The sequence below is a fragment of the Nostoc sp. KVJ20 genome (genome assembly GCF_001712795.1).
GTDB lineage: Bacteria > Cyanobacteriota > Cyanobacteriia > Cyanobacteriales > Nostocaceae > Nostoc.
In genome coordinates, this window is record NZ_KV757595.1 from 1 (window position 1) to 18,376 (window position 18,376).

General features: G+C 39.3%; 17 protein-coding genes. All 17 read right to left on the reverse strand.

What is annotated here, in order from left to right:
• Nucleotides 1–160 precede the first annotated feature (160 nt).
• The 17 genes from A4S05_RS10910 to A4S05_RS10985 all read right to left on the reverse strand — a co-directional run bounded on the left by A4S05_RS10910 (nt 161) and on the right by A4S05_RS10985 (nt 18,320).
• Nucleotides 161–1,501, reverse strand: coding sequence for a DUF4910 domain-containing protein (locus A4S05_RS10910; protein ID WP_084227072.1), 1,341 nt, complete (start codon nt 1,499–1,501; stop codon nt 161–163).
• 164 nt (nt 1,502–1,665) lie between these two features.
• Nucleotides 1,666–3,006, reverse strand: coding sequence for a glutamate-1-semialdehyde 2,1-aminomutase (locus A4S05_RS10915; RefSeq protein WP_069069855.1), 1,341 nt, complete (start codon nt 3,004–3,006; stop codon nt 1,666–1,668).
• A gap of 15 nt (nt 3,007–3,021) precedes the next feature.
• Nucleotides 3,022–3,966, reverse strand: coding sequence for a hypothetical protein (locus A4S05_RS10920; protein ID WP_069069856.1), 945 nt, complete (start codon nt 3,964–3,966; stop codon nt 3,022–3,024).
• A gap of 5 nt (nt 3,967–3,971) precedes the next feature.
• Nucleotides 3,972–4,529 (reverse strand): dTDP-4-dehydrorhamnose 3,5-epimerase, encoded by a 558-nt coding sequence (gene rfbC / locus A4S05_RS10925; protein ID WP_069069857.1) that lies wholly within the window; start codon nt 4,527–4,529, stop codon nt 3,972–3,974.
• A gap of 40 nt (nt 4,530–4,569) precedes the next feature.
• On the reverse strand, nt 4,570–5,223 hold the full coding sequence (locus A4S05_RS10930) for a PIG-L deacetylase family protein (protein ID WP_069069858.1): 654 nt from the start codon (nt 5,221–5,223) through the stop codon (nt 4,570–4,572).
• Nucleotides 5,220–6,017 carry a sugar phosphate nucleotidyltransferase gene (locus tag A4S05_RS10935; protein ID WP_069069859.1) on the reverse strand — a complete coding sequence of 266 codons (798 nt, stop codon included), beginning with the start codon at nt 6,015–6,017 and terminating at the stop codon, nt 5,220–5,222. The genes A4S05_RS10930 and A4S05_RS10935 overlap by 4 nt, the downstream gene beginning before the upstream one ends.
• Before the next feature lie 41 nt (nt 6,018–6,058).
• Nucleotides 6,059–7,309 carry a class I SAM-dependent methyltransferase gene (locus A4S05_RS10940; protein WP_069069860.1) on the reverse strand — a complete coding sequence of 417 codons (1,251 nt, stop codon included), beginning with the start codon at nt 7,307–7,309 and terminating at the stop codon, nt 6,059–6,061.
• A gap of 35 nt (nt 7,310–7,344) precedes the next feature.
• Nucleotides 7,345–8,373 (reverse strand): NAD-dependent epimerase/dehydratase family protein, encoded by a 1,029-nt coding sequence (locus tag A4S05_RS10945; RefSeq protein WP_069069861.1) that lies wholly within the window; start codon nt 8,371–8,373, stop codon nt 7,345–7,347.
• Nucleotides 8,374–8,376: 3 nt separating this feature from the next.
• Nucleotides 8,377–11,652, reverse strand: coding sequence for a tetratricopeptide repeat protein (locus tag A4S05_RS10950; protein WP_069069862.1), 3,276 nt, complete (start codon nt 11,650–11,652; stop codon nt 8,377–8,379).
• 275 nt (nt 11,653–11,927) lie between these two features.
• Nucleotides 11,928–13,169, reverse strand: a complete 1,242-nt coding sequence (locus tag A4S05_RS10955) for a calcium-binding protein (protein WP_069069863.1) — start codon at nt 13,167–13,169, stop codon at nt 11,928–11,930.
• 471 nt (nt 13,170–13,640) lie between these two features.
• Entirely contained in the window at nt 13,641–14,924 is a 1,284-nt protein-coding gene (locus tag A4S05_RS10960; protein ID WP_069069864.1) for a calcium-binding protein, read from the reverse strand.
• Nucleotides 14,925–15,037: 113 nt separating this feature from the next.
• Entirely contained in the window at nt 15,038–15,202 is a 165-nt protein-coding gene (locus A4S05_RS41490) for a hypothetical protein (RefSeq protein ID WP_176726972.1), read from the reverse strand.
• A 3-nt stretch (nt 15,203–15,205) separates the two neighbouring features.
• Complete coding sequence (locus A4S05_RS10965; RefSeq protein WP_069069865.1) at nt 15,206–16,471, reverse strand: nif11-class peptide radical SAM maturase 3; 1,266 nt, start codon at nt 16,469–16,471, stop codon at nt 15,206–15,208.
• Between the two features lie 68 nt (nt 16,472–16,539).
• A complete protein-coding gene (locus A4S05_RS10970) occupies nt 16,540–16,905 on the reverse strand; it encodes a hypothetical protein (RefSeq protein ID WP_069069866.1) in 366 nt (121 codons plus the stop codon).
• Between the two features lie 68 nt (nt 16,906–16,973).
• Nucleotides 16,974–17,408, reverse strand: a complete 435-nt coding sequence (locus A4S05_RS10975; protein ID WP_069069867.1) for a Nif11-like leader peptide family RiPP precursor — start codon at nt 17,406–17,408, stop codon at nt 16,974–16,976.
• 65 nt (nt 17,409–17,473) lie between these two features.
• Nucleotides 17,474–17,920 (reverse strand): nitrogen fixation protein, encoded by a 447-nt coding sequence (locus A4S05_RS10980; RefSeq protein WP_069069868.1) that lies wholly within the window; start codon nt 17,918–17,920, stop codon nt 17,474–17,476.
• Between the two features lie 49 nt (nt 17,921–17,969).
• On the reverse strand, nt 17,970–18,320 hold the full coding sequence (locus tag A4S05_RS10985) for a hypothetical protein (protein WP_069069869.1): 351 nt from the start codon (nt 18,318–18,320) through the stop codon (nt 17,970–17,972).
• Nucleotides 18,321–18,376: the final 56 nt, after the last annotated feature.

Consider the following 18,376-nt stretch of genomic DNA (forward strand, 5'->3'; position numbering starts at 1 on the left):
AGACTCAATGAATGCATTTCCATACAGAGTATGGGAACGAGGAAAACGAGGAAAGGTTCGTCAAGATAGGTTTTTAGGACTTGTGTGTACACCGTAGCCCCAAAACGGAGAGAGGTTTTTTAGTACAGTTTAAAACTGTCCAAATATCTTCTCAGAGAGATTATTTTTGCTTTTCACTTGTTAACAAGTCATGTGTTAATAATGTATCAGCAGCATATTTAATCACATCAAATGGCATTCCCGACCTTTCTGCAATATCTAGAAGAGTATGGTGACCATCAGATAAATTTAAAACCCACAAGATTGCCATTTCATTTAGTTCGCTATTTTTGTGACCACCAGCTGCCCGATATATTCCTCTTTTACCTAACTGTGGTTCACATTTGGAATTTTTGTTGTAGTAGATTTCGTTATTATTGAGGATATCCAATATCGAATTACATTGGAAGAATGACTCGGCAAGATATTGGGGTTGAACAAAATTTAAATCATCTGCTGAGGTGTGGTATTCAGGAAAAGTCCCATGAGGCGATCGCATCATGCAACCTACAGCTAAATTAAATCCAGGTGAGCAATATTGTCGCTCATCATAGCCATAGGGTAAAAAATCTATAATTTCGCAATTTTGTTTTGAGTTTCTGAGTACATAAGCAGCAACTTTATCAATTTCCGCGTCACCTATACGGCTTGTTTTGTAAGTAAAATTTCCTGAATCTCCTAAACAAGACAATACCAAGCCATGTTTGATATTATTTACTTTAGCCTCGTTGAGAGCTAACCATGTAATTGAGCCAATGGTTCCTGGAATCCAGAGAAATCGATAGGAATATCTTGGTGTAGTTTGACTTAAATATTTAGCGATAAAAGTAGCGATCGCAATTCCCGAAAGATTATCATTACACAGTGAAGGATGACAGGCATGGCAAGAAATTAAGACTTCATCAGTACTGTCTCCTGGAATATAATACTCACCATAGCTCAGATGACCTGGTTCAAGGGAGGAATCAATAAAAACTTCATACTCTTCATCCTTTAGTTCTAAATATTGATTGTGACTCAGACAAAAGCCCCAAGTTTCTTGATAGTAGGAAGTCCGGTAGGGAATCCAATTAGGATAATCGGCAAGTGTAAATAAATGTGCTTTGAGTTCTTGAAGAGATAGCTTTTGATGTACTGGAATACTATAATTAACAATGTGTAGATTCGAGTTAGCAAAATCTACAATTTTCTTACCTTGAGAGTTTTTAATGTAGGCCTCTTTAATATTCCATTCTTTCGGAACTATCCAATCAAATACCTCAGTTCCCGTCGGTACTTCCTGGATTGATAAAGGAATATATTGCTGGATAATTTTCAGGGTATCTCTAAGTCCATTACCTGTAATGCTACGACAGATAGGATATAGTTTAGTTATCAGTTGATATATATCTTCAGCAATATCACTTGTTGTGAAAGTAGTTTGCATCTTGTAATCAATTACAGATTGATTATTGTTTAGCATTATATTTCCCTCATTTATATATATTTAAGAATGTAAGAAAGACTTATGTAGAACTAATGTTTAATTTTTGAAAGATAGGTAGGGTGTGTTAACGATAGCGTAACGCACTTTACAAAACTCATGAGATTTTTTCAAAAGCATCTTATGAATATTAACTATTCTCATCAACAATATTTCCTAAATACAGGTTTTACTGAACGACCAATCAAATACTTTTCAATTCCAGATTCTAGAGCTTTGCGATAAACCTTTAAAGATTCACTGATAGCATCAATTGTGAGATCAATATCCTGATTACTATGAGAAAAGCTGACAACTAAAGAAGGCAGGAGCAATCCTCGTTTGATGGTTTCTTGCAGGAATAGAGTTCTAAATGCTTGAGATGATTGTTTTTTTTCGTCAAGAGTTACGTAAATTAAATTGCAAGCTTTGCCAACAACTTGGAAGTAATCTTGAAGTTCATTGGCTGCGATCGCCTGATTAATTCCCTGGCGTAATCTTTCTCCTTGTTGATATAGATACTCAATTACTCCTTGTTGTCGGAAAATTTTCATCGTGGCGATCGCAGCAGCTAGTCCATGATTTTCTGCTCCATGAGTAGTTGAGAGTAAAAATACTCGCTCTTGATCGTGATAAATTCCACCTAACTCCATAATCTCTCGTTTACCAACTAATGCCGAAACAGCAAAACCGTTTCCCATACTTTTCCCAAATGTTGATAAGTCAGGAACAACACCGTAGTAAGTTTGGGCATTCCCACTAGACCAACGGAATCCAGTAATCATCTCATCAAAGATAAAAATTGCTCCATTTTCTTGGCAGAGTTTTTGTATCTCATGAAGAAAATTATGGGATGGGTCTTCATATTTAGCTGGTTCTAAAATGACACAAGCAATCTTCCCTGGATGATCAGCAAAAACCTTTTTTAAACTTTCAACATCATTAAAATTAAATTTCACCGTTAAATCTTGAATCACTTGGGGAATACCAGCAGACATAGGAGTACTGCCAATAAACCAGTCATTGTATGAAAAGAAAGGATGATCAGCACAAATGGCAACCATTTCTCTTCCCGTATAAGCTCTTGCAAGGGTAATGGCTGCGGTAGTTACCGTTGAGCCATCTTTGGCAAATTTAACCATGTCTGCACCAGGAATCCAACTGAGTAGTTCCTCAGCACATTCCACTTCAATAGTTGCCGGTCGAGTAAAATTATTGCCAAGGAGCATTTGCCGATAAGCTGCTTCCACGACGGGTGGGTAAGCGTGTCCTAAAGTGACAGCACGTAGCCCCATTCCATATTCAATAAATTCATTGCCATCTAAATCCCACGCATGACAACCTTCACCTCTAACAATAAAGCCTGGTGCCGTTTCTGGAAATTGGTCATCACCCTTAGCATAAGTATGGGAACCACCAGGAATCAGAGAATGACTTTTTTGTTGTAACGCCTGCGATTCTTCAAAAGACTGTTTCTTTAAAGCATTAAAGCTAATCAAAGACATAGGTTTTCTCCTTGACTAAGATTTCATGTCAAACACAGAATGGCCGATCGTCAAAGATTTAGAAGCGATCGCTTCTGTTGGTACTTGGCTGTCATAGAGAGTCACCAAATATTCAGGTATACGGCAAAAGTCTGTACCCCGTAAGAAGTCGCCTAAAGAAGTTCCCGTGCAGGCTGAATCAATATTTGGTGCGCCCTGTTGAGCAATCACGTCATCTAGATGCACAGTTCTAAAGTCGATACTGAAGCGTGTATAGCCTGAAGTGTTGGGTACTGTTGAGTGCATCTGCGCCCCTGAGAAGAGAATCATACCACCAACTTTTGTAACCAATCGCAATTGTGGCTCTAATTCTAAAGTTTCTTCTGGAAAAGGTTGCTGGCGCGTATCTGTTTTAATGTGTTTGGCAGCAGTTTTGCGACTTTCTTTGTTCCATTGAGTGTAGTTATAATCACTTGAACTATTCTTAACTGGCTGACTCCAATAGCGAGGATGAAACGCCATGACATTTTCTGACGTAATATCGTAGATGGGAAGCCACCAGTTGATTTGACAGGGAGGAGCCGAGTACCAGGTATCACGATGAGGATGAAAAGCGTAAGCAATACCGGATGTCAGATAGCCATCACTAGTTGCAGTTCTCAGGCGAGGTACATCAAAGTAAGTTTTCCTTAAGTCACATCCAGTTTCCTTCAAGATATCTTGAATGAATTGTTTCGATGCAGGGTGGTGAATAAAGACTGGCTTGAGTTCCGCTAAAATTTCAACGTATGCTTCTATAGGCAAATTATGCTGTGCTGTTCTAGGATCTAGCGGTGCAAAGGCCTCCTCGACCATTTGACGAGCAAATTCGCAAAATGCGATCGCGCTGGGACAGGGAGAAAAAACAAATAGCTGTCCCTTGTAAAGATAATCTCTTCTCACATCGTCATTGACAGTGGCATCGAAATAGATTGTATTCACTGTTTTTATACTCCCCGATGTGTCTCGATCTTTTTCTGTTCAAATAAAGTCCAAGCCCTATCTTTCTCAGATATTTCACTTATTGGTAACGGCCATTCAATTCCAAAAGCTGGATCATCATAACGATAACCAGAGGCATATTCTGGGGCGTAGAAGTCACCCATTTGATAAGTCACTTCAGTTTCGTCGGTGAGCGTTTGGAACCCATGAGCACACCTATCGGGGATATAGAGAGCAAGACGATTTTCGGCGGTCAACTCTATACCAATATGGGATAAATAGCTAGGAGATTCTAGACGTAAATCAATAATTACATCATAAATAGCTCCTTTGATGCAACGTACCAATTTTGTTTCTTGAGAAGGAGGCTTTTGATAATGCATACCCCGCAACGTTCCTTTTTTATAGTTAAAAGATAAATTGCATTGGGTAATAGTTGGTTTTAAACCATGATCCCTAAATTCCTGAATACAGAAAGTCCGAGCAAAAAAGCCCCGAATATCTCGTTGCAACTCTAAATCAATAATAAATGCCCCTTTGATTTTAGTTTCGGTGAATATCATGAATTTACAAATTTCAGAGAAAAATTAAACATCTAATTTTTTAGAAAAATATTTTTCGACAGTAAAATGCCTCAGCATATTTACTGGGCGAATTTGATTCAATTCCACGAATTCTGAGAATTGAACGAAAAGTATCTTCCATAAACCACTGCTTATTATTTTGGGTAGGAAATGCCTCTAAAATATATTGTATTTTTCGACGGCAAAGTGACTCATCTAAATGGACGAAGAAATTAGGAATACCTAAATCACCATCATATTTAGGTATCTCATATTCCAAAATTAAATGATTTCTAAAGGTATTCCAAGTCATATCGGAAATTAAGCGGTGATCTTGATGGCGATCGTCTCGATGGTGAGTAAAGATTATATCTGGTGCAAATTCCTGCTTCAACTGCTCAAAGCATTCCTTCACCTCTATCCCTTGAAAAGGTAGAAAACCATCTCGAAAATTTTTAATGATAATTTTCTTGACCGGAATTTCTTTTAAAAAAAGATTGGCACTTGTCGTTGCTTCCTGTGCTCTTTGTTCGTTGGAACTAAAGACAACCCAATAGACGACAATATGCTGATAATTCTCTATCAGCTTTAAGATTGTGCCTCCACAACCAATCTCAATATCATCGCAATGAGAACCTAGACAAAGGATTTTGTACTCAGATTCTTCTGGCTTGTTGAAGCTAAGTTGGATCATACATGAGTTACTTCTAGTTGTTTATCTCTCCATACTTCCCAAGGTCTTTCGCCTTGACCATACATATCATCCAACTGTTGCTTCTCTTTAAACGTATCCATAACCCCAAAAAAACCAGTGTATTTATATGCAATCAGTTCTTCTTTGGCAATCAGTCTTTGAAAAGGTTCAAGGACAAGTTCTTCCCCTTTCTCAATATAGTTAAAAATTTCTTTTTTAAAGATAAAATATCCTCCATTAATCCAAATATCACGTTGTTTGACATCTTTGAGATCCCTGACTAAGCCATCCTGATCCATGTCAACTAGGTGAAAACTTTGGCTTGGTCTGACACACAAAAAACTACCGATTTTATCACGTTGATAAAAATGCTTAATGTGCGTTGGTAGATGTAAGTCTGTCAAACCATCGCTGTAGTTAGCTAAAAATACTTCTTCTCCTTCTAGATACTTTTCTACTGCCTTGAATCTTTGACCAATATTGGCAGTTAAACCTGTATCTACAAATGTAATATTCCAGTCTTGAATATCACGGTTAAACAACTGAATTTGGCTACCTTGTGAAAGGCTAAAATTATTAGATAGCCATTCATTGTAATTCAAAAAGTAGCTTTTAATGAGATCAGCCTTGTAACCAAGACATAAGATAAAATCTTTGTGCCCATAGTGAGCGTAGTATTTCATTACATGCCATAAGATTGGTCTATAACCAATATTCACCATTGGCTTAGGAATACTTTCTGAATACTCTCTCATTCTAGTTCCTAAACCACCACAAAATAAAACTACTTTCATGTTACTTACCCCTTTTTAATGATGAAAAAAATATTAAATACTTAAGAGTAGACATTAACTTCAGGAATTGGTACAACAAATTGACCTCCCCAATCCCGAATGTAAGATATTTGTGCCATAATCTCATTTTTCAAATTCCAGGGCAAAATGAGTACATAGTCAGGCTTGGTTTCTGCAATTTTGTCTGGATGGAAAATTGGAATATGAGTTCCTGGTAAAAATTGACCCTGTTTGTAAGGGTTACGGTCTACTGTGTAGTCAAGAAAATCTGTGCGGATACCACAGTAGTTTAAGAGAGTATTTCCCTTACCTGGAGCACCATAACCAACAATCGATTTTCCCTCTCGTTTGACTTTGATCAAGAAATCTAATAACTTGCGTTTAGTTTCTTTGACTTGTTCACCAAAGGAAAAATAGTATTCTAATTGTGTAAACCCAGCCGCTTCTTCTCTATATTTAAGTTCTGATACTTGATGGCTAATTGCTTTAGAAGAATCTTCACTATGGCGAGCATAAATTCTCAAAGAGCCGCCATGAGTAGTTAATTCTTCTACATCAAAAATTGTCAACCCGTGAGCAGCAAAAATCTTTTCGACGGTGAGGAAAGAAAAATAAGAGAAATGCTCATGGTAAATAGTATCAAACTGATTTTCCTCGATTAACCGCATCAGGTGGGGAAATTCCATAGTAATTACACCATGCGGTTTGAGGATAATTTTCATCCCTTTAACAAAATCATTGAGATAAGGTGTGTGAGCAAGGACGTTATTTCCTAATAATAAATCTGCCTGTTTGCCCTTTGCAACCTGTTCTTTGGCTGTCTCCTGTCCAAAAAATTTGACAACTGTAGGAATGCCTTTTTTAATTGCTACCTCAGCAACATTTGCTGCTGGCTCTATTCCCAGCGCTGGGATGTCTTTACCAACAAAGTATTGCAGCAAGTAGCCATCATTACTAGCAATTTCTATTACCTGACTTTCCTGATTTAATTGGAAACGTTCTACTATGAAATCAACGTATTTCTTGGCATGTTGTAACCAGCTATCAGAGTAAGAAGAGAAATAAGCGTAGTCGCTAAAAATATTTTCTGGGCTAATGTATTCTTGGAGTTGAACTAAAAAACACTCTTCGCAAACATAGACATGGAGAGGATAAAAAGGCTCAACTTCATTAAGTTGTTTGAGACTGCGATAACTTTCACAGGGAGGAGACATACCTAAATCGACAAAGGTATGGTGCAACCCTGTCCCACAAAACATACAATTACCAGTTATTGGTTTGGGTAAATTCATAATTTATATTTTTTTGCCAAAATCAGATTTTGAATTTAAACAGTCCGCCAGAAGAAATCTTGATCGATTTGCTGAGTGCGAATGAGATACTCCAGTTGTTTCAGGCGAGTAAAGCCTCTAGACTCAAATGTTTCTCTATCCATGTCAATTTGCTGGAAGACATTATAGAGTTGTTGGGCACCGCGTTGGGCATCCCACTCACATTTGAATCCTGGTAAATTTTGGTTGATTTTATCAAACGAAACTCGATAGCTACGGTTGTCAGGATCGTGTTTACCAAAGCTCAATTGACAACCTGTAAATATATCTGCAACTATCTGAGCAATTTGTTTGACTTGGTAGTTACTATTTGTATCACCGACATTAAAAATTTGGTTATGAATTACATCACGCGGAGCTTCTAAGGTACAGATAATTGCTTTGCAGATATCTAACAGATGCACTAGGGGTCGCCAAGGTGTACCATCGCTGTTCATCTTGATTTCTTTAATTGTCCATGCCCAACCTGCTAGATTGTTCAAAACAATATCAAAGCGCATCCTGGGAGAGGCTCCATAGGCTGTGGCATTTCGGAGAAAGGTGGGTGAAAAACCATCATCAGCAAGGAGTTTCACATCCTGTTCGACAAGCGCTTTGCATTTAGCATAAGCTGTTTGGGGATTGATGGTAGACTCTTCGTGAACATAATCTTCAGTAGCAAAACCATAGACACTGCATGAAGAGGTGTAGATAAAGCGGCGGATTCCAGCCGCTTTCGCCAACTTGGCCAAATGTACTGAGCCTTTATGATTAATATCGTAGGTGATATTAGGGGCTAACTGACCTAGAGGATCGTTGGAGAGTTCTGCCATGTGAACTACTGCTTCTACCCCTTGCAGGTCTTCTGTTGTGATGTGACGGATATCTTTGTTGAGGGTTTTGGCAGTTACCTGGGTGCCGTTATATAGCCAACCTACTTTATAAAAGCCAGTATCTAAACCAATAACTTCATGACCTTGTTGGATTAAGAGGGGAGCTAATAACGAGCCGATATAACCTTCGGTTCCAGTTACAAGTATTTTCATATCCTATGGTGCGATCGCAGTTTGTGGGGGTTTTAATTGAGTAGGGATACTATCTGAAATATTTTCTCCAGAAATAGCAAATAATTTAGTAGCAATCTCATCCCGGAGGGGAGCTGCTTCATCTTGAGTCAACCAAGTGAATAACTTTGCTAGTGCTTGTGGAGAACGATCAAGTTTGAGAATTTCTTGAAGCATATGCAAAGCCCCTGTAACATTGCCAGCTTTTAGAGGGATTGCCATGCGTGTCAGACAATAATTGAAGTTATAGCTACGAGCTTGGGTTGTAATTTCTGCGCGATACATAGCTGGAAGATAACTTTCAGAAATTTCTATACCTTGGCGAATTGAGGTCGCTAGAATACCAGATGATAAATCATCAGCTGTCAGTCTGTGGGAATGTACGCGGTAACGAGCTAAACTTCCCGGTTCATACCACCAATCATAAGAAACAGCAATGCGTTTATAGAGTTCCCATTCAGAAGCGCAAATTAACTGCGGATAATAACCTCCTATTTGTTCATGAGTAAGGCGACGAATGACAACCGCAGGCACCTGCAACGGACATGTCACACCAATTCGGGGCAAAAAATTTCGAGGGATACCTTTATGGTTTTTAAACCAGGAAATTACTTCTCCTTTTGCAATTATTTTCCCTTCTTCATTGAAATATTCAAAATTTGTAAAAGCTGCTCCTACGGAATCTGGAGACTCTTGAAGACTTTGCTGGAGTTGTGTATAAAAGCCGGGAAGAACACAGTCATCATCATGCAGAACATGAATCCAGTGACCACGACTGAGGGAAATACCTGCATTGTGATTTGACTCGCCTCCAATATTTTGTGGATGGCGGTAATAACGGATTACTCCTCCCCCAATACTGTTCGCTAAATCAAACAAGGGTGGCGTACTGGCATTATCCATCACCAGAATTTCCATCTGCTCTGCTCCTGGCCATTGGATTAACACACTAGCCAGAGATTCGAGCAGATAATCGGTGCGGTTATAAACCGGAATCACCACAGTCCAAAACGGTCGGGGTTTCTCTGGGTCTGCTACACGTGGAATCGCTGGAAACTGATAAGCTCCAATAGTCACCTCGCCTTGGGAAATGGGGGGAGTAATGAGCATTTCTGGGGTGGTTTCAGCATTCTGGTAAGCGGCTACCGCTTTGGCGTAGTGAGGATTGAGTAAAGTTAATCCTTGACGATATACAGAAATCGCCTCTGCGATCTTGTTTTGAGCTTGGTAAACCTGACCCAAATGAGTGTAGATTTCCCAGTTTTGGGGATTGAGTTTTAAGGCTTGATGATAGGATGCGATCGCTTCTTCCCACTCACCATGTTCTTGCAGGATTTTCCCTAAGTTATAATATATCTCTTGCAAGTCTGGTCTTAGAGCGATCGCTTGTCGATAATAAGTAAGCGCTGTCTGGATATAGCCTGCTTCCTGAAGGGGAGTTGCTTCTTCCCGTGTTAACCAACTGAACAACTTTGCTACCGCTTTCGAGCTACAATCTATTTTTAGAGCCTCTTCTAACACTTGCCAAGCTCCAGCCAGATTCCCAGCCCGTAAAGGAATTAGGGCAAATTGTAGACAAGAAAGAAAATGATGACTCCGGGATTTGGCCGTAATCTCAGCAGATTGTTCAGTGGGAAAATAACTCTCTGAAATTTCAATTGCACGGCGGATAGATAGCATCTGCTTCCCAGTCAATAAGAGTTCGCTGGTCACGTTGTTAGCATGTTGGCGATAACGAGCTAAGATTTCCGGCTCATACCACCAATCGTAAACAGCAGCAATACGTTTATAAACTTCCCAATCACTTGTATAGGTCAATTCGGGATGATATAAGCCCAATTGTTCGTGTACCTCTCGACGAATTACCACCGCAGGCATATTCAATGAGTTACTTACTCCAATGCGTTGCAGCCAATTTTTAGCAATCCCTCGCTGCTCTCCATACACTTGTTGGCGAAAAATTACTTCTCCTTTCTCGTTAATATTTTGATAACCCGTAAAAGCTGCTCCCACAGAATCTAAACACGCTTCTAGACTCTCTTGCAGTCGGGAATAAAAACCTGGGAGAATATAATCATCGTCGTGAAGTAAATGAACCCACCGACCACGAGTTAGAGCAACTCCAGCATTCCAATTTCCTGGCAGACCGAGGTTTTGCGGATTGCGGTAGTAGTGAATTATTCCTTGTCCAATACTATTCACCAGTTCAAATACTGACGTTCTACTAGCATCGTCCATAACGATGATTTCCATCTGCTCTTTCCCCTGCCATTGTGCTAACACACTGGCAAGGCATTCGAGTAGATAATCGATCCGATTATATACAGTTACTACTACACTCCAGAAAGGCCGCTTGTCTGTACTATCTGCTACGCTCGGAATAGCGGGAAACCTATGGTTGCCTACAATTATTTCTCTTAAAGGAATTAGAGGTGTTATTGTTACTTGTTGAGGGATTTTAGCCTCGTCGCTAGCTTCTACAGCTTTGGCATAGTGAGGATTAATCAGCTTTAAGCCTTGCCGAAAAGCTGCTGCTGCCTCATTTAGTTGTTTTTGTGTTTGGTAAATCTCTCCCAAACCCATATAAACTTCTCCATAGTTGGGGTTGAGTTCTAGGGCTTTTTGCCAGTAAGCTTCGGCAGTCTTCAAATCACCCGCATTTTTCCGCCCAAAACCCAATTTGTAATTCAATTGTGCATAATGGGCTTGTTTATCTGGGGAGAGTTTCCCTTGGATCTGGAGGGCATTCCCTAAGTTGACATCTGCTTCTATGCAGTTAGGTTGAACTTCCAGAGCTTTTTGATAGCAGGCAACTGCTTCGTCAAGCTTGCCTTGTTCTTGCAAGGTGTAGCCCAGATTATTATAAATCGGCGCTGCATCTGGGCGTAGAGCGATCGCTTGTTTGTAAGCTAACTCTGCTTCTGGTAACTGTCCCTGACCTTGACGCAGATTACCTAAACTAAACCAAGTTTTCACAGAGTCCGGTTGAACTTGTGCAGCCTGACTCAGGAATTTTTCAGCTTCTAGGAATTTTCCTGTTTGCTGCGCCAGCATTCCTATGCCATACAAAGCCTCAGAGTAGTTTGATTGTATTTGATCTTTACCTTCTAAAGAGTCTGATTCACCTCCACATTCGGATTGAATTTGTAATGCCTGTTTGTATAGCGATTTAGCTTCATCCAATTGACCTGATTGATGCTTCTTAATCGCCATTTCAATGAGAGATTTAACATTAGATGTAGAAGTAATTTTAGTATTCATAGCTATAATAACTTTGGATAACAACAGCGTAATTAGTTGATATTAAAAATATTGCGATCCAATCATCAATATTTTATTATTTTGTATACTTTGCAGTTGGTTAACTATAGTATTTACTACTTGTATTTAATTGCTGTAGAGGGTAAATGCACCTAATTAATGAAACACTTACTGAACAAAGATTTTGGTGATAAGATAGCAGTGATTTTCCAATAATGAGACTATTGTGGGAAAAGTATTTCTCTAATTTAGATACATTTGCCCTGCAATAATTCCTAAATAAACGTTATTGAGTCAGAGGTAATTAGGTTAGAAGTCACATCTGAAAGTAGTAATTTTCCTTGAGTTATTCCAGTATTAAAATCGAAAAGAACACCATCATTTGTATCGCTTATTCGTCCTTGAGAGAACATCTGATTTAACCAGTGGTCAGTATTCACCTTACCCCAACCCTGAAATACAATCTTATCGATACCAACCTCGAAATCTTGAATGATATCAAATTCACCTTTGAACAAGCTATCGCCACGGTTGAAAACAAATTTGTCATTACCTTCGCCACCAACCAAGACATCACTACCACGACCGCCAATTAAAGTATCATTGTCCCAACCGCCATGAAGTTTATCATTACCCTCATCACCATATAGCCAATCATTACCTTGACCACCTTCGAGGATATCATTACCTTTCTTTCCATCTAGGTAATCATTACCTAAGCTGCCATAAATCTTATCTGCAAATTTGCTTCCTTTCAGCTTATCATTTTTAATTGTGCCATAAATAACGTCTTGTCCCAAGTTGTCAATTAAAGTGTCTCCCAAAAATTTAACTTCACTGACGTTAATTTCTACTATCGTTATGTTGGTACTTTTCTTAAACCTATTGTGATAACGACCAATAGCATTTCCTGTTAGCGAGTCTTGTCCATTGTCACCATCAATATCAGAAGTTTTATCACGATCGATTAGAGTAACATTCCGACTACCAGCAAGCCTCAAATTCGCAATTTCTTTAGAGGAAACTAAGTTACCCTCAATACCAAAATAATCTAAGACTTTTGGCTTATTGGGATTTGTGGTATCTAGTACCAAGAAAGAGGTTTTTGACCTAGCTTGGTTATATTCAGCATCACGATTTTCAATTTCTTTAGCTGATAGTGATAAATCTGCGGAAAAATCGAAAGAGAAAGTTTGGTTAGCGCCAACGGCAAAATTAGCGACAACCTTTGTTTTGCTATTGGCACTTCCCGAAAAAGAACCATCTAACCCAATGCCATTACTATCAGTAAATAGTGTTGAAAAAGCTGGATCATTGTCAAAAAAAGTTGCTCCAGCTTCAGCAATAGCTAAAGTCACACCACCTTTAACTAATGTGTCAGTCTGAGCTTGAGTTAAAGTTCCTGAAGGACTTTGACTATAGTTGAAGAAAACAGCAGATCCTTGAGCGTTAGCAAAATTAGGGTTTGGGTTTGGATTTGTAGCAGTTGATTGTAAAAATATAGTTTCTGATGACATAAAACCTCTGCTTATCCTATTATGTGGGTTTTCTGTAATAGGCTACTACATTAACGTGTTACAAATATTTGACTTCATCAAAGTTTCACAGTTATCTTCGGTATTACTTAGCTCTCCAGACTTTAAAATTAATAATTTATATTTGCTTTATATAGCTGGATTTATAACTTAACAAAATTTAGTAGCTATTAAACTTTAGTTAAAAAGACTATTGACTAGGGACTAAGGATTTGGCGACTTAGTTTTTACTCCTCAAAATTCTGGAAGAGGCTTTGAATAAAGAACATATTTTTCACAATTTACTATTATCTAGTAAAGAGTACTACCAATAATTTTAGTAAGGAGTGCGATCGCTGCGACTAATTGACTTATAAGCTTGTAAATCAGAGCTTTTTAGCAAAAGAAACAGCCCTACTTTATTAAGAGATAATCATCCAGGATAGAAGTAGTTTTCCTAGAAATTAATTAGCTTTAACTAAATGTTATTGATTGAGAGTTAATCTGACTAGCACTCACACCTGAGATTAGTATTGTTTCTTGATTCAAGAGAGAATTTAATTTGAGGACAGCACCATTTTCAGTATCTATTATATTACCTAGTTTTAACCATAGGCTAGTATTAATGTAACCCCAATCATTGAATACAATCTTATCAATACCAACCTGGAAATCTTTAATAACATCAAAGTCATTTCTCAGCAAGGTATCGTCACGTTTGAAAGTAAATGTGTCATTACCATCACCACCAACTAAGACATCATTACCACTACCACCAATCAGGATATCATTGCCCAAACCGCCATAGAGTGAATCATTGCCATCGCCGCCATCTAGCCAATCATTACCTTGACCGGCATCGAGGTTATCATTACCATTTTTTCCATATAACTTATCATTCCCCAAGCTGGCATAAATTTTGTCCGCACCGTTGGTTCCTGTTAGATTATCGTTCCAAATCGTTCCATAGATAACATCTTTACCCAGATTGCCAATTAAAGTATCTCCTGCCAATTCAACGGCACTGATATTAATTTCGACTACAGTTATATTGGTATTGCTAGTAAAATTCCGCCGATAAGTCCCAATAGCAGTACCATTGAGGAAGTCAGTACCATTGTTGCCATTAATATCGGAACTTTTATCACGACTGTTAATCGTAATATTGCGACTATTACCAAGGATCAGATCGCCGATTTGATTAGAAGATATTAAGCTACCCTGGATGCCAAAATAATCTAAAAGTTTGGGCTTATTAATATCTGTGGTGTCTAACACTAAAAAAGTACTTTTAGACTGAGCTTTATTATATTCAACTCTGGAATTTTCAATTTCTTTAGCCGTCAGTGCAAAATCTGCTGAAAAATCAAAAGAGAAGCTTTGATTAGCACCAACTGTAAAACTAGCAAGTACCCTTGTTTCACTGTCGGCACTACCTGTAAACTGACCACTTAATCCAGTAATACTAGTATCAGTAAAGAGGGCTGAAAAAGTTAGATCATTGTTTAAAAAAATCGCTTGAGCTTCAGCAATAGCTAAAGCAACGCCACCTTGAACTAATGTGTCCGTTTGGGCAGTAGTCAAAATCGCTGAAGGACTCTGACTGTAATTGGAAAAAATAGTCCCCCCTTGAGCGGTAACAAAATTAGGACTGGGATTAGGATCGGGATTTCGATAGGAACTGAGAGTGAGAGTGGAATCGACATCGAGATTGAGACTGGGAGTCAATAAGTCCGAAAGTGTAGCTATTGTTGACATATAATTCTCTGTTTATCTTATTAATAAACAATTTAATGTGTAAATATTTAGGGAGTAATTATTTTGTAGTTTTCGAGACGCGATAAATCGCCGTCTCTACAAGTGTTTTGGTCTTATCTAAACTGTATTGATTTATCGAGGACTTGCTTCGCTTTTAACAGCACTTTTAAATAAGTTAATTGACTATTCCAAGCTGAACGTGGAAGCAGGGGTATTTTCTCTAAGTCTTCAGATGGTGATAAATCTAGGTCTGTTGTTTTTTCTGAATTTTCTGCCATGATTTATTGCCTCACTAGTGAGTAAGAAACTTCGGGTTGTTGCTGCCAACTTTCAGGCCACTGAATGCTGTCAGCGCTAAATCGTAATGGGTCATTTGCTGGCAAAGGAGTGTTTATAGGCTCGACAATTAGCTCAAATTCACCATTATCAAAAGGTAGACCTTTAGCTTTCACCTTGGGAATTACACGCTCCCGCAAATCTTGTGCCTCATGAACAAGGGCACGATGATGACAGTAAGGATTATTACCTCTCTTGTCAAAGAAAACATGGGCAGTCCAACTGCAACCCCCACGACAAAGCTCGGCGTATTCGCAGGTTTTGCAGAAACCCCACAAGTGTTTTGTGCCTTCAGGTGTTCCTGCTCCGAGATTCAAGCGCAATTCGGCTGTATTTTCAATAATGTCATGCAGCGATCGCTCTCGAATATTACCACCTGTGTAAGCGGTAGTTGGCAACGAAGGACAACCTTTAATCGCTCCGTCAGCTTCTATTCCCAAAGTTGAGAGTCCTGCACCGCAACCTTGCCAAAATGAAAATTCATGCTCCTTACCCCGTCCGCGCAACAGCCGTTCATAAGGGCCGTAATAACCAATATTATTTCCCGCCTGGAGTTGTACACCCTCTTGGTAAGCACGCCCCGCGACACGGGCGATCATCGGATAGATATCCAACAGTTCATAGGGTTGGAGAAGGATGTCTGCGTTGTCGGCTGCATTCCCCATTGGTACAGTCAGCTGAATTTGCCAAGCACGAGCACCTGCATCACGAATGCACTCATAAATGCGCGGAAACTCTGGTGCTGACAAGCGGTTAATTTGAGTATTGCAACCGAAGGAAATACCTACTTCTCGTAGATGACTCATGGTTTTAAATGCATATTTCCAAGAGCCTTTTTTTCCCCGCAGACGATCATGAGTTGCTTCCAAGCCATCAATAGAAACAGAGACAGTCCGAATCCCTGCTTCTTTCATTTTCTGTGCAGTTTCTAACGAAATGCCATAACCGCCGGTAGTCATACCGCATAGCATCCCTGCATCATTGATAGCTTTGGCAATCTCTAGCCAATCTGGACGCAGAAATGCCTCACCACCGATGAGAGTAACTTCTTTAATTCCAACTTCTGCCATTTGCTTGACAAGATCCAAAGCTTCCTCTGTGGAGAGTTCCTTGGTGCGTTCATGTCCGGCGCGGGAACCACAGTGACTACAAGCTAGATTGCATTTTAAGGTAATTTCCCAAACTGCGTAGCTTTTGCGATGATATGTCATAAGTTAACTCTCAATTTCGGTTTTAGAAGTTGACTTGAACCGACGGAAAATCAGGACTTAGAAAATTCTCAAAATAAATTTTTCCACAAGTCGTAAAAAGTTAGCTTGGAGGGCAAACTAATCACGGTTACAAAACCACTTTCAACAGCAGTATTTTGCAACAAGTTAGAGGATGTTTTCTCAATTACCGGATTACCATCAACTGCGACTGTTACAGTAGCTATAGCATTATCGCCAAATGCTCCAGCTACTCCTGTAGCATTTTTTGTAAAATCACCGTCTGAACCAGATGTAGCACTACTATTTGCACTAACAAAAAGGTAACTTGTTGAACCAAAAGCGAATGCCTCAGATGTCACGCTCACTCCAGCAGAACCTAGAATTAACTCGTCTTTGGGAACACTCTCTAAATAGGGTAAATCAACTATTAGCATACTTAGACAATGAACTTTTTTGACATTACTTTAAACTTTGCACCCTGAAATTTCATTCTTTGATTAGGCTATGCTAGTTCTTCTGGAATAACTACTCCATACATTGGTTGTAGAGGCGGATCAAGCGGGTCAATTACTATGCCATACATTGGCTGCGGATCAATTGGCTTTGGTTTTGGCCATGGTTGTGGATGATCGTCTTCGGGAGGCCAGTGTATTACCCCATATAGTGGCTGGACAATTCTATCACTGATTCTTGTCAAGCCACCAAAAGCTCCTAACAATTCCTCTTCGCTGAGATCGTGAAATTCGCCTAGCTCTTTTAATTCTAATATTTGGATGGCGGCTGTTTCAAATTCTTTTTGAGAAAAATTATAGCCACCATTTTCTAAAGCTTTTTTCACTTCTTCAGCTTTCTCGCTCATTAGTTGACTGCGGAAAGCTTCGTCTTTGACTATTCTGACAAGGAACTCTTTAACTTTCTCAAAAATTGCTAAGGACATATTTTTGCTGTCTCCTTTGATATCAGTTTTGGGGTGTAAAAGTCAGCTAGTATTTCCAGTAATCATCAAGTTTGCAAATATATAGAAGGATCTGCTGCTTGACGTAACTGCTCAGATGAAGAATAGTTATCTGTGATGATTTGCGGACATCGCATACAGGCTGCTTTACCTTCTTGCTGCCACCAGCGACAATCTCGGCGGATAGAACAAGGTGGTAGTTGCTCTACTACTGCGGGCAATTTCTCTACAATTCGCATTGCGAGACGACAGTCTTTGCCATTAAAATGCTGACAACCCGATTCCGCGCAGGATGCGGCCGTGCGAAAAATTTCGGCGGGTGTAACTGGGCTAGCTTTTGCCATCACTTCATCTGTGATGGGTAGAGGCTGTTTGAGATAAGTTACACGAGGTGCTGCGATCGCTCCAGCAACTATACCAAAGACAACACCATCCACAGATTCGGGTCTAGCACTTGGGCAAAGGGTAGTCTGAGCAGCAGTAATGTCTTCCATGAATTGTCCCTCCACCGAAAGAGTATTTTTAAAATTTGCAGGCTAAGAGTTAGGAAAGTGGATAGTTTTCGTCATCGGGTAATGCAATCAGCCCAACTACAAGAGGGGGACAAATCCCCTTCACTGGAAGTTTAGTTGTTGGATAAACAACTGGTTCATCATCAGGTAATGCAATCAGCCCAACTACAGTTGGTGGACACAATAGGTCAATTTTCTTCAACTCTGTATCTGTAATCTGCGAGGTTAAGCCACCCATAATCCCTGCGGATTCTTCTTCAGATAAACCTAACAAAGCCTCTTCTGTTTCTAATAACCCTCTTCGTGTCACCGCATTAGTAACGGCATCAGCAATTAGGTCATTTATTTCCATTTGTTGGTTGGCTTTTTTGCTTGTTTCCATTTTTTCCTCTTAATTTATGACTAAATGTTGTCTAAGTCTTATTGCAGATCCTTAAT